This window comes from Methylocystis sp. SC2, assembly GCF_000304315.1.
Taxonomy (GTDB): domain Bacteria; phylum Pseudomonadota; class Alphaproteobacteria; order Rhizobiales; family Beijerinckiaceae; genus Methylocystis.
The window spans coordinates 3,761,723-3,773,444 of sequence record NC_018485.1 but is presented as its reverse complement, the minus strand read 5'-3'; the positions used below and the strand labels follow the sequence as shown (position 1 = coordinate 3,773,444).

The window sequence follows — 11,722 nt, the reverse complement described above, 5'->3', positions numbered from 1 at the left end:
GAATGATCACGAATTATTGCGGCGAAAAAAAATTCCCGGCCGTGTCATCTGCGCTTCATGCGACGAATTGCCGTCGCCGTCCGGCGCAATAAAAAAGCCCGGCTCTCGCCGGGCTCCAAGAACGCTGCGTCCACGTTATGCGCGGCCAATTCATTACGCCTGTGCGGCCAGCGCCTTCACGCGCGCGGTCAGTCGCGAAACCTTTCGCGAGGCCGTATTCTTGTGAATGACGCCGCGCTGCGCGGCGCGCATCACGATCGGCACGGCATTTTGCAGCGCGTCCGCCGCCACCGAAGCGTCGCCCGAGGCGATCGCCTCCTCGACTTTGCGCACGAAAGTGCGCATGCGGCTGCGACGCGCCCGATTGACCGACGTGCGGCGGGCGATCTTGCGAACGGCTTTCTTGGCCGAACTCGTATTGGCCATGCTTTGCGTGTCCTTGACGTGACGGCGACGCCGCCCAAAAACCAAACGGCCGCGAAATCGCGGCCAGGTGGCGTGGTTTATAAGCGCGACGGCCGCCCTTCGTCAATGGCCGCCCTATCGATTGGCGAAGGCCGGCTTCCGCTTTTCCACGAAGGCGTTCATGCCTTCCTTTTGATCGCCCGTGGCGAAAAGCGAATAGAAAAGCCCTCGCTCATGTCGGATTCCCTCGGCGAGCGTCGATTCAAAAGCGCGATTGACCGCCTCCTTGGCCATGAGAACCGCAGGAAGCGACATGGACGCGATCGTCGCCGCCGTCTTGGTCGCCTCGGCGAGCAGATCGGCGGCCGGGACAATCCGCGCGACGAGGCCGGCGCGCTCGGCCTCCTCGGCGCCCATCATCCGCCCCGTCAGTATAAGATCCATCGCCTTGGCCTTGCCGACGGCGCGGGTCAACCGCTGCGTGCCCCCGGCGCCGGGAATCACGCCGAGCTTGATTTCCGGCTGGCCGAAGACCGCCGTGTCCGCCGCGAGAATGAAGTCGCACATCATCGCGATTTCGCAGCCGCCGCCCAGCGCGAAGCCGGAGACGGCGGCGATGATGGGCTTGCGGGCCCGCGCCACGACGTCCCACCGGCCGATGAAATCGTCGAGAAAGGCGTCGACGAAGCCCTTGTCGCGCATCTCCTTGATGTCCGCGCCAGCGGCGAAGGCCTTCTCGGAGCCGGTGAGGACGACGCAGCCGACGCCGTCGTCGAATTCAAATTTCGCGAGCGCGTCGTCGAGCTCGGCGATGAGCCGCGCGTTCAGCGCGTTGAGCGCCTCGGGCCGGTTGAGACGGATCAGTCCGACTCGGCCCTGCGTTTCGACTGCAATCGTGTCATAAGTCATGCGCGCCTCCTCGCCCATCCGGCGACTTCGCCGGGTCGCGCGCTTCATATCTCAAAAGCGCCGCTCGCGTCCGGCCTTTCTCCAAAACCGAGCGTGAGCGCGCGGGCGTGCAGATCGTCGAGCGTCACGTCGTCCAGCCGCCGGAGCGCGCTCTCTTCGGCTTCAGCGATGATCGGCTCCAGCACCGCCGAGAGCAGCGGCGGCGCCGCGTCCGGCTCCTCCTCTTCAGCGCGCAAGGCGACGCGAACGATTTCGCCGACCGACAGGCGGCGCCTCTCGCGCGCCAGCGCATAGCCCCCCGCTGGCCCTCTTACGCTTTTGAGAATCCCCGCTCTCACCAAAGCCTGCAGGACCGTCTCCAATCGGCGCGGGGGAAGATCGTGGCGGGCGGCGAGCTGCTTTGACGACACCGGCCGACCGCGCGCATGAAGCGCGACGTCGAGCGTCGCCATGAGCGCGAAACGAGCGGTGCGCGGCAGGAGCTTCATCACGCGCCCTCTCCGGTCAGTCCCGTCGACCCGAAGCCGCCGGCGCCGCGCGTCGTCGCGTCGAGATCGTCGACCTCCACAAGCGTCACATGCGCCACCGGCGCGATCACGAGCTGGGCGACGCGCATGCCGCGAACGATCTCGAAGGGCTGCCCCCCGAGATTGATCAGCAGCGTCTTGATCTCGCCGCGATAGTCGCTGTCGATGGTGCCCGGGGCGTTGAGCACGGTGACGCCGTGCTCAGCGGCGAGGCCCGATCGCGGGCGGACCTGTCCCTCATAGCCTTGAGGCAGCGCGATCGAGAGCCCGGTGGGGATGAGATCGCGGGCGCCAGGCTCCAGCACCAGCTTTTGCCCGGGCGCCAGCGCGGCGTGGAGATCAAGACCCGCCGCGCCTTCGCTGGCGTAGGCCGGGAACGGCAGACCGTCGCCGTTCGGCAGTCGGCGGATCGCGACTTTCATGACGCTTCGCCGATCATCTGCGCGAGGCGCGCCACGAGCCGCTCGGCGAGGTCCTCCTTGCGAAGCCGCGGCCAGTCTTCGACGCCCCCTCGCGAGACGAGATGCGCCTCATTCGTGGCCCCGCCAAATACGCCGGTCCCCTCGCTGACGTCGTTGGCGACGATGAGATCGCATCCTTTTCGGGCGAGCTTTTCCTGCGCGTGGCGGATAAGGTCGCGCGTTTCCGCGGCGAAGCCGACGACCAAGCGCGGACGGTTCGGTCCGCGTGAGACGCGCGCAAGAATGTCGGGATTTTCGACGAGCGACAGGCTCGGCGCGCCGCGCGCGCCCTTCTTGATCTTGTCGACCGCCGGCTCCGCGCGCCAATCGGCGACGGCCGCTGCGGCGACGAATATATCCGCCGGAAGCGCGGCCTCTGCGGCGGTCAGCATGTCTCGCGCGCTCTCTATATGTATCGTCTCGCAGCCCGGCGGATCCGAGAGGACGACCGGCCCTGAGATCAACGTCACACGCGCCCCTGCGCGCGCCGCCGCCGCGGCGATGGCGTGCCCCTGCCGCCCTGAGGAACGATTGGCGATGTAGCGAACCGGATCGATCGGCTCATGGGTGGGCCCGGAGGTCACGACGACATGCAGCCCTTCGAGCGCGCCGCCGCGCGTCAGCAGGCCTTCGGGCGCGGGCAGCCGAGTATCCTGCTTCAGCGCCGTCTCGATCGCTTGAACGATCTCCAGCGGCTCGCTCATGCGCCCGGGCCCATATTCGCCGCAGGCCATGTCGCCGACGTTTGGGCCGACAAACCAGGCGCCGTCGCCGTGCAGCGTCGAGACGTTTCGCTGGGTTGCGGGGTGAAGCCACATGCGCGCATTCATCGCCGGCGCATAAAGAACGCGCTTGTCGGTCGCGAGCAGCAGGGTAGTCGCAAGATCGTCGCAGAGTCCGCGCGCCGCGCGCGCCAGGAGATGCGCCGTCGCGGGAGCGACGACGAGAAGGTCGGCGTCGCGTGACAGCTGAATATGGCCCATCTCTTGCTCGTCGGTTGTGGAGAAGAGATCGTCATAGACTTTTTCATTCGCCAGGCTGACGAAGGCGAGAGGCGTCACGAACTCCTTGGCCGCCGCCGTCATGACGACGCGCACCCGCGCGCCGCGCTCACGCAGGCGCCGCACGAGATCGAGCGATTTATACGCGGCGATCCCCCCGCCCACGATCAGCAAGACGCGCTTAGCCTCGAGGCTCCGCGCACAACCCACGCCCGCCACTGAAAAACTCCGATCGCCGCAGGCGGAGAATACAGATTTTATGCGTAAGGCCAAACGACTTCGCTCATCCTTTCGGGAAAGCTTTTCCGATCGCAGGAGGCCGTTTGCGCGATCAATCGTCGCTCCACGACGGATCGCGAGCGAGACCTTCCGTCAGCCCGCCCCGACACGTATGGGTTCTCTCCCGTTGAAACTCCTTCGCGGGCCGCCATGATCGCCGAATCGCGTCTGGCTTCAGCGATGCGACGCCGCGTCGCGCAGGCCAACCGTCGGCCGCCAAGCGGCCTCCACGGCGAATGACATTCGATTAGACCTTTCGCGGCGCGATGCTAGTGTGCGCCGGCGCCGCATATGTCGAGTCGAAAGGAAAAGGTGTGCGCAATGCCGCTTAGCGCTGCCCCGCGCATTCTTGCGCTCGCTCTCGTCGTGAGCGCCTTCGTCACGGAGAGCGCGGCTCGGTCGCCGGCGCCGTCGGCTCAGCCCGTCATCGTCAGCCCCGACGCCACGACTTCCGCTCCGGCGGAGAAACTCGCGCTTCGCGGGCGCACGCTGATTCCGCTGCATTCGACGCTCATCGGGCAAGGCGGCGTGACGCGGCTGAACTTCTCCGGCGCGCTCTCGATCCACAACGCCTCGGCGACGAATATCCTGGCGATCGAAAAGATCGAATACCGCAACGGCTCGGGCCAGCTGATCGAAAGCTACCTGAACGATCCCCTCTATCTGAAGCCTTACGCCTCATTGCAGGTCACCATCGCGCAAGACGACGTTCGCGGCGGCACCGGCGCCAGTTTCACGGTCGACTGGTCAACGGCGCAAGGATCGGACGAACCCTTGATCGAAGCGGTGATGACCTCCTACACAGGTCCCCACAGCTACGCCATCCTCTCGCCGGGCCGCCGCGTTTCCCGGCCGCAATGATCGCGCGCGCGAAGGCGCCGCGTCGCTTTGCCGCGACGGCGTCATGACGACCCTTGCGACAAAGAGCGCGCCGCGCGTGCGCCGCCTGACGCTCAGCGACTTTCGCTCCTATGCGGCGCTCGATTGCCGCTTCGAGGCGACGATCATTGCGCTCTTTGGCGAGAATGGCGCCGGCAAGACCAATCTGCTGGAAGCGCTGTCGCTGTTCTCGCCGGGCCGCGGCCTGCGCCGGGCGGAACTCGCCGAATGCGCGAGACGCGGCGGCGCCGGCGGTTTCGCCGTCTCGATCGAAGTCGAGGCCGACGGCGTGGCGACGCAGCTCGGCCATGGTCTGACGCCGTCAGGCGAACGCCTTTTTCGTGTCGATCGCGCGCCGGCGTCTTCGGCGCGGGCCTTCGCCGATCATGTCCGGGCGCTCTGGCTCACGCCGGCCATGGATGGGCTGTTCTCGGGCCCGGCGGGCGAACGACGGCGCTTTCTGGATCGGCTGGCGCTGGGCGTCGACGCCGAACACGGCGCGCGCGCCAACAGGCTGGAGCGGGCGCTGCGCAACCGCAACCGGCTCCTCGAAGAAGGCGTCGCCGACCGGCGCTGGCTCGACGCCGCGGAGCAGGAGATCGCCGCGCTCGGCGTCGCCGTGGCCGCCGCTCGGCGCGAGACCGTTTCGCGGCTCGTCGCATTGATCGCCGCAGGACGCGACGACGCCTCGCCCTTTCCTTGGGCGGACGTGATGATCGAGGGCGAGCTGGAGCGGCGGCTGGCGCTCGATCCGGCGCTCGCGGTGGAGGAATGGTACCGCGGCGAGCTCGCTGCGTCCCGGCGCCGCGACGCCGCCGCTGGACGCACCTTAATCGGTCCGCAGGGCAGCGATCTCGCCGTGCGTCACGGTCCCAAGAACGAGGCGGCTCGAGCTTGTTCGACCGGCGAGCAGAAAGCGCTGTTGATGGGGCTGACCCTGGCGCATGCGAAGCTGATCGGCGCCATGACCGGACATGCGCCAATTCTTCTTCTCGACGAGATCGCCGCGCATTTCGACGTGAAGCGCCGCGAGGCTCTATACGTGGAGCTTCAGGCGCTTGGCGGCCAGGTCTGGATGACCGGCGCCGACCCCGCTTTATTTGCGCCGTTGCGCGGCTCCGCTGAGCTTCTGCATGTCACGCCCGGACGCGCCGCCCATGTCTGATGGCGCGCTGACCCAGTCCAGGCCGCGGCAGACTACGACAAAGGTTTTCATTTGAGGCGCTGAAAGGCCGCGATCCGCGATCCTCCGAGCGTCTCCGAGGACGAGCGCCGGCGTATCAAGGCGTGAGCACGACTTTCACACAGCCGTCCTTCCGGTCGCGGAATGTCTTGTAGAGCTCGGGACCGTCGTCGAGCGATCCGCGGTGCGTGACGACGAAGGATGGATCAATTTCCCCCGACTCGATACGTTCAAGCAAACGCGGCAGATAGCGCTGCACGGGAGTCTGCGCCATACGGAAGGTGAGGCCGCGATTCATCGCCGATCCCAGCGGCACTTTGTCGAGAAATCCGGCGTAGACGCCGACGATCGACACCGTTCCGAAATTGCGGCAGCAGTGAATCGCCTGACGCAGCACATGCGGCTGGTCCGTCCCAAGAAATGTCGCGACCTTGGCCCGGTCGATCATCGAGTCGATGCTCGCGGTCGGGTCGGGTTCGGTGCCGACGGCGTCAATGCAGGCGTCGGCGCCTCTTCCTTCCGTCATGCTTTGGATCGCGTCGTAGACGTCAACTTTTCCATAGTCGAGCGTCTCCGCGCCGGCTGCTTTGGCGAGGCTGAGCCGCTCGGGCAGCGAATCGATCGCGATGACGCGCTCAGCGCCGAGCAGGAACGCGCTGCGGATCGCAAATTGTCCGACCGGGCCGCATCCCCAGATCGCGATGACGTCGCCCGGTTTGATGTCGCAGAATTCGGCCGCCATATAGCCGGTCGGAAAAATGTCCGACAAGAACAGCACTTGATCGTCCCGAAGCTGAGAGGGCGCCTTGATCGGCCCGACATCGGCGTGCGGCACGCGCAAATATTCCGCCTGGCCGCCGGCGTAGCCGCCAAGGAGATGCGAATAGCCAAAGAGGCCCGCCGGAGAGTGCCCCCAGAGCTTTTCAGCTTTGGCGTGGTCGCGGTTGGTGCGCTCGCAGGCGGAGAAATAGCCGCGCTGACAGAAGAAACATTCGCCGCAGGAAATGGTGAAGGGCACGACGACCCGGTCGCCGACCTTCAATTTCTTCGTTTCCGAACCGACTTCGACGACCTCGCCCATCGTTTCGTGCCCGAGCACGTCTCCAGTATGCATCTCAGGAACGATGCCGTCGAAAATGTGCAAATCGGAGCCGCAAATGGCGCAGGCGGTGACTTTGATGATGGCGTCGCGCGGGTCTTCGATTTTGGGATCGGGAACGCTCTCGCAGCGAATGTCGCTTTTGCCGTGGAAGGTAAGCGCTTTCATGGGAAAGTGACTTTCTCTTTGCGGCCCGCGAACTTAGCCAGCGAGAAACGCGAGCGCGTCGCCCCGCCTGTGAACTAGCGGCCGCAGCAAATCGTTCCAGCCCGGCCTAAAGAATAAGCGACGCGCCCGGCGGGGGCGGCGAGTCCCTGGCAAAAGCGCCCAATCGTCAACTATTTCCGTGCATTGAAGCAACCATTTGAGGTAAGGTCGAGTGTTCGAATCATGGCCTCTCACGAGCACGGAAACCCCCCAAAAATATGAGCGATAGCGACAATCGGAACGGCGATCCGGCGGAATATGGCGCAGGGTCCATCAGGGTGCTGCGGGGCCTCGACGCCGTGCGTAAGCGTCCCGGCATGTATATCGGCGACACGGACGATGGCACCGGCCTCCACCACATGGTCTATGAGGTGGTCGACAACGCGATCGACGAGGCGCTCGCCGGACACGCCACCCATGTCGACGTGACGCTCAACGCAGACGGCTCCTGTACGGTCTTCGATAATGGCCGCGGCATTCCGACCGACATCCATCACGAGGAAGGCGTCTCGGCGGCCGAAGTGATCATGACGCAGCTGCACGCCGGCGGAAAGTTCGACCAGAACTCCTACAAGGTTTCCGGCGGTCTGCACGGCGTCGGCGTCTCCGTGGTCAACGCCCTCTCCGTGTGGTTGAAGCTGCGCGTCTGGCGCGACGGCAAAGAACACGCAATCGAGTTCGCCAATGGCGACGCGGTCGCGCCGCTCGTCGTCGTGGGCGACGCGCCAGTCGTCGACGGCGCGCCCAAGCGCGGCACCGAAGTGACGTTCCTGCCGTCCCCCGCGACCTTCACGATGACCGAGTTCGACTATGCGACGATCGAGCATCGGCTTCGCGAACTAGCCTTTTTGAATTCCGGCGTGCGCATCGTTTTGACCGACGCGCGACACGCCGAGGTCAAGCGCGAAGAGCTCTACTACGAGGGCGGACTCGAGGCTTTCGTGCGCTATCTCGACCGCGCGAAGACGCCGCTGGTTTCGGCGCCGATCCTCATTCACGGTCAGCGCGACCAGATCAACGTCGAAGTCGCGCTGTGGTGGAACGACAGCTATCACGAAAATGTGCTGGCCTTCACCAACAACATTCCGCAGCGCGACGGCGGCGCGCATCTTGCCGGATTCCGCGGCGGGCTGACGCGCCAGATCACCGGCTACGCCGACTCCTCCGGCATCGCCAAGCGCGAGAAAGTCGATCTCACCGGCGATGACTGCCGCGAGGGACTGACCTGCGTTCTGTCGGTGAAAGTGCCGGACCCGAAATTCTCGTCGCAGACGAAGGACAAGCTCGTCTCCTCGGAAGTGCGCCCGGCCGTCGAGAATATCGTCAACGAATTGCTCGGCCAGTGGCTGGAGGAGCATCCGGCCGAAGCCAAGACCGTCGTTTCCAAAGTCTGCGAAGCGGCGGCGGCGCGCGAAGCGGCGCGCAAGGCGCGCGAGCTGACGCGCCGCAAGGGCGCGCTCGACGTCGCCAATCTACCGGGCAAGCTCGCCGATTGCCAGGAGCGCGATCCGGCCAAGGCCGAACTGTTCATTGTCGAGGGCGACTCCGCCGGCGGCACGGCCAAGCAGGGCCGCAATCGGGAATTCCAGGCGGTGCTGCCGCTGCGCGGCAAGATCCTCAATGTCGAGCGCGCGCGTTTCGACAAGATGCTGTCGTCCGAACAGATCGGCACGCTGATCACCGCGCTCGGCACCGGCGTCGGCCGCGACGAGTTCAACGCCGACAAGCTGCGCTATCACAAGGTCATCATCATGACCGACGCCGACGTCGACGGCGCCCATATCCGCACGCTGATTCTGACCTTCTTCTATCGGCAGATGCCGGAGCTGATCGAGCGGGGCCATATCTTCATCGCCCAGGCGCCGCTCTACAAGGTGATGCGCGGCAAGTCGACGCAATATCTGAAAGACGAACGCGCGCTTGAAGATTATCTGATCGAAAGTCTGCTTGACGGCGCGGTGCTGCGCACCGGCTCGGAAGACCGCGCCGGCGCCGACCTGCGCCAAACGCTCGAAGATACGCGCGCGTTCCGCAATGTGATGCTGAGCCTGCATTCGCGCTATGACCGCGCCGTCGTCGAACAGGCGGCGATGGCCGGCGATCTGACGCCGCTGACGGATGAAGCGGAAGCGAAGCGCTACGCAGATGACATCGCGCGACGCCTCGACGCGATTTCGGAAGAGACCGAACGCGGCTGGTCGGGCGAGGTGCGCGACGGCGGCCAAAGTCTCGAATATGTCTTCAAGCGCACGCTGCGCGGCGTGACGCATGCCGTGACGCTCGACGCGTCGCTCTTGAATTCCAGCGAGGCGCGCAAGCTGCATGAGCGCGCCGAGAGCCTGCGCGAAATCTTCGCCGCGCCGGCGACTCTGATCCGGCGCGGCGACGAGGCGCCGCTCTCCGGCCCGCTGGCGCTTTACGACGCGATGAACTCGATCGGCCGCAAGGGGCTGACGATCCAGCGCTACAAGGGTCTCGGCGAGATGAACGCCGAACAGCTCTGGGAGACGACTCTCGATCGCGACGCGCGTTCGCTGCTGCAGGTGAAGGTGAAAGAAGCGGTGGAGGCGGACGACATTTTCGTCAAGCTGATGGGCGATGTGGTGGAGCCGAGGCGCGAGTTCATTCAGGACAATGCGCTGAACGTCGCCAATTTGGATGTGTGAGCCAAAGGCCCTCATCCTGAGGAGCGCGCAATGCGCGCGTCTCGAAGGACGAGGGCCGCCTCCAGAAGCCAACGAGTGTCAGCGCAGCCCTCGTGCTTCGAGACGGCGCCTTTCAGGCGCCTCCTCAGCATGAGGACTGCTTGCGTAATGCCGATTGATCGCTGATACCGTCGTGCGATGGCGCAGACCCATTCCGAATTCGCCTCCGCCCTCTCCGCCGATCCCGAACTCGCTGCGGCGATCGCCGGAGAGTTGCGGCGTCAGCAGGACGGCGTCGAACTCATCGCCTCCGAAAACATCGTCTCGCGGCTCGTGCTGGAGGCGCAGGGCTCGATCCTTACCAATAAGACCGTCGAAGGCCTGCCCTTTGCGCGCTACTATGGCGGCGCTGAGTTCGCCGACGCGATCGAGGCGCTCGCCATCGAGCGCGCGAAGAGGCTCTTCAACTGCCGCTTCGCCAATGTGCAGCCGCATTCGGGCTCCAACGCCAACGCCGGCGTGTTTCTCGGCCTATTGAAACTCGGCGATACGATCCTTTCCATGAATGTCGCGGCCGGGGGACACATCAGCCACGGCCATCCGGCGACGCTGACCGGGCGCGACTATAAAATCATCACCTATGGCGTCAGCCGCGAGTCCGAACGCATCGATCTCGACGAGATGCGCGATCTCGCGCGGCGCGAAAGGCCGCGCATGATCATCGCCGGCGGCTCCGCCTATCCGCGCGCCATCGATTTCGCGTCGATGCGCGCGATCGCCGACGAGGTCGGCGCCTATCTCCTCGTCGACATGGCGCATTTCGCCGGCCTTGTCGCGACCGGCCTCTATCCCGATCCCCTCCCCCACGCGCATGTCGTGACGACGACGACATACAAATCCCTGCGCGGCGCGCGCGGCGGCATGGTTCTGTGGAACGACGATGGCTTAAGCAAGCCGATCAACGGGGGCGTATTTCCGGGCGTGCAGGGCTCGGTGCTGCTGCTTGGCGTCGCCGGCAAGGCGGCATGCCTTGGCGAAGCCTTGCGGCCGGAATTTGCAACCTACAACCGCGCGGTGATCGACAATGCGCGGGCGCTGGCGCGCGCGCTTGCAGACGCCGGCCTGCGCATCGTCAGCGGCGGAACGGATATGGGGCTGATGCTCGTCGATCTTGCCGCGCGCGGCGTCACCGGCGACATCGCCGCAAAGGCGCTGGAGCGCGCTGGCCTCGCCGTCAACAAGAATATGATCCCCTTCGATCCGCGCCCGCCCGAGGCGCCGTCGGGCCTGCGCCTGTCGAGCAACGCCGGAACCACGCGCGGCTTCGGCGTCGCCGAATTCGAGACGATCGCCGGATGGATCGACCGCGTGCTGAAAGGCCCGAGCGACGACGCGTTGATCGAAGCTGTCCGCAAGGACGTCGCCGCGCTTTGCGCGCGACACCCAATCTATTGAGCGCCCCCGTGAACGCCGATCCCGTGCGTCTTCTCGTCTGCGTCGGCCCGCGCTGCGACGCCGAAGGGAAAGGCCGCACGCTGCTCGCGTCGGTCGAGACGTCTTTTGCTCAGGCCTTTTCGCAGGAGCTGGCGTCCGGCCGTTTCGCCCTTGCGACGCGCGATTGTTTGCGGCTCTGCACGCGTGAACCCGTCGTGCGGTTCGAACCCTCAGGCGACGCCCTGTCCAATCCCTCGCTCGACGAACTCTTGCGTCTCACCCGCGCCGCTCTCGCCGAGCAAGTGCTCGCGCCGTCACGCCGTTCCGATTAACCAAAGAAGTCTCGTTCAGCGCCCTTTGCTTTTCGAAAGGAACGATTCTACGCTATGTCTTGCGCATTACCGGAACGCTTCGGTGTGAAAGGAACGACATGCGTAAACTCATTCCGTTTTTGCTTCTCCTGGCGTTCGCCGCGACTCCCGCCTGGGCTCAGGGCACGTCGCAGGAACGCTCCGACTGCATGGGCGACGCCTTGAAATTCTGCAGCGCCGACATTCCTTTCGTCGAAGAGATCGAATCCTGTCTGCAGCAGAATATCGCGCGGTTGAGCCCCGCCTGCCGCCGTGAGTTCGGCCCGACGCAGAGCACGAAGCTGCGCGAAGAGCACTTCCAGTAAGTCTGCGCCAGGCGCGT

General features: G+C 65.4%; 12 protein-coding genes. 6 read left to right on the top strand and 6 right to left on the bottom strand.

Going from position 1 to position 11,722, the window contains the following annotated elements; genetic code table 11:
- Positions 1-153: 153 nt before the first annotated feature.
- The 5 genes from rpsT to coaBC all read right to left on the bottom strand — a co-directional run bounded on the left by rpsT (position 154) and on the right by coaBC (position 3,522).
- Positions 154-426, bottom strand: a complete 273-nt coding sequence (rpsT, locus tag BN69_RS18265; protein WP_014893140.1) for a 30S ribosomal protein S20 — start codon at positions 424-426, stop codon at positions 154-156.
- Between the two features lie 114 nt (positions 427-540).
- Positions 541-1,314: an enoyl-CoA hydratase gene (locus BN69_RS18260; protein ID WP_041927563.1), complete on the bottom strand. Its 774-nt coding sequence runs from the start codon at positions 1,312-1,314 to the stop codon at positions 541-543.
- Between the two features lie 44 nt (positions 1,315-1,358).
- On the bottom strand, positions 1,359-1,802 hold the full coding sequence (locus BN69_RS18255) for an RrF2 family transcriptional regulator (RefSeq protein WP_014893138.1): 444 nt from the start codon (positions 1,800-1,802) through the stop codon (positions 1,359-1,361).
- A complete protein-coding gene (dut, locus tag BN69_RS18250; RefSeq protein ID WP_014893137.1) occupies positions 1,802-2,263 on the bottom strand; it encodes a dUTP diphosphatase in 462 nt (153 codons plus the stop codon). Before dut ends, BN69_RS18255 begins: the two co-directional genes overlap by 1 nt.
- Complete coding sequence (gene coaBC / locus BN69_RS18245; protein ID WP_014893136.1) at positions 2,260-3,522, bottom strand: bifunctional phosphopantothenoylcysteine decarboxylase/phosphopantothenate--cysteine ligase CoaBC; 1,263 nt, start codon at positions 3,520-3,522, stop codon at positions 2,260-2,262. The genes dut and coaBC overlap by 4 nt, the downstream gene beginning before the upstream one ends.
- 381 nt (positions 3,523-3,903) lie before the next feature.
- Here coaBC and BN69_RS18240 point away from each other — a divergent pair, with 381 nt between their 5' ends.
- Entirely contained in the window at positions 3,904-4,443 is a 540-nt protein-coding gene (locus BN69_RS18240) for a DUF3124 domain-containing protein (RefSeq protein WP_148277170.1), read from the top strand.
- Between the two features lie 43 nt (positions 4,444-4,486).
- On the top strand, positions 4,487-5,626 hold the full coding sequence (gene recF / locus BN69_RS18235) for a DNA replication/repair protein RecF (RefSeq protein WP_014893133.1): 1,140 nt from the start codon (positions 4,487-4,489) through the stop codon (positions 5,624-5,626).
- A gap of 115 nt (positions 5,627-5,741) precedes the next feature.
- On the opposite strand, the gene BN69_RS18230 is transcribed toward recF, so the two are convergent.
- Positions 5,742-6,911: a zinc-dependent alcohol dehydrogenase gene (locus tag BN69_RS18230; protein WP_014893132.1), complete on the bottom strand. Its 1,170-nt coding sequence runs from the start codon at positions 6,909-6,911 to the stop codon at positions 5,742-5,744.
- Between the two features lie 257 nt (positions 6,912-7,168).
- Between BN69_RS18230 and gyrB the strand changes: the two genes are divergently transcribed.
- The 4 genes from gyrB (at position 7,169) to BN69_RS18210 (ending at position 11,705) form a co-directional block, all read left to right on the top strand.
- The gene (gyrB, locus tag BN69_RS18225; protein WP_014893131.1) at positions 7,169-9,616 is read left to right on the top strand and encodes a DNA topoisomerase (ATP-hydrolyzing) subunit B; all 2,448 of its coding nucleotides are present in this window, start codon (positions 7,169-7,171) and stop codon (positions 9,614-9,616) included.
- A 177-nt stretch (positions 9,617-9,793) separates the two neighbouring features.
- Positions 9,794-11,050 (top strand): serine hydroxymethyltransferase, encoded by a 1,257-nt coding sequence (locus tag BN69_RS18220; protein WP_014893130.1) that lies wholly within the window; start codon positions 9,794-9,796, stop codon positions 11,048-11,050.
- 8 nt (positions 11,051-11,058) lie between these two features.
- Positions 11,059-11,361 carry a (2Fe-2S) ferredoxin domain-containing protein gene (locus BN69_RS18215; protein WP_173370400.1) on the top strand — a complete coding sequence of 101 codons (303 nt, stop codon included), beginning with the start codon at positions 11,059-11,061 and terminating at the stop codon, positions 11,359-11,361.
- Between the two features lie 98 nt (positions 11,362-11,459).
- The gene (locus BN69_RS18210; protein WP_014893128.1) at positions 11,460-11,705 is read left to right on the top strand and encodes a hypothetical protein; all 246 of its coding nucleotides are present in this window, start codon (positions 11,460-11,462) and stop codon (positions 11,703-11,705) included.
- The last annotated feature ends 17 nt before the right edge of the window (positions 11,706-11,722 follow it).

Bases quoted from the DNA above. Each gene is read 5' to 3' on its own strand.
- BN69_RS18220 (WP_014893130.1), top strand. From the start codon at position 9,794: ATGGCGCAGACCCATTCCGAATTCGCCTCCGCCCTCTCCGCCGATCCC.
- rpsT (WP_014893140.1), bottom strand. From the start codon at position 426: ATGGCCAATACGAGTTCGGCCAAGAAAGCCGTTCGCAAGATCGCCCGC.
- BN69_RS18240 (WP_148277170.1), top strand. From the start codon at position 3,904: ATGCCGCTTAGCGCTGCCCCGCGCATTCTTGCGCTCGCTCTCGTCGTG.
- dut (WP_014893137.1), bottom strand. From the start codon at position 2,263: ATGAAAGTCGCGATCCGCCGACTGCCGAACGGCGACGGTCTGCCGTTC.
- BN69_RS18230 (WP_014893132.1), bottom strand. From the start codon at position 6,911: ATGAAAGCGCTTACCTTCCACGGCAAAAGCGACATTCGCTGCGAGAGC.
- BN69_RS18255 (WP_014893138.1), bottom strand. From the start codon at position 1,802: ATGAAGCTCCTGCCGCGCACCGCTCGTTTCGCGCTCATGGCGACGCTC.
- recF (WP_014893133.1), top strand. From the start codon at position 4,487: ATGACGACCCTTGCGACAAAGAGCGCGCCGCGCGTGCGCCGCCTGACG.
- BN69_RS18210 (WP_014893128.1), top strand. From the start codon at position 11,460: ATGCGTAAACTCATTCCGTTTTTGCTTCTCCTGGCGTTCGCCGCGACT.
- BN69_RS18260 (WP_041927563.1), bottom strand. From the start codon at position 1,314: ATGACTTATGACACGATTGCAGTCGAAACGCAGGGCCGAGTCGGACTG.
- gyrB (WP_014893131.1), top strand. From the start codon at position 7,169: ATGAGCGATAGCGACAATCGGAACGGCGATCCGGCGGAATATGGCGCA.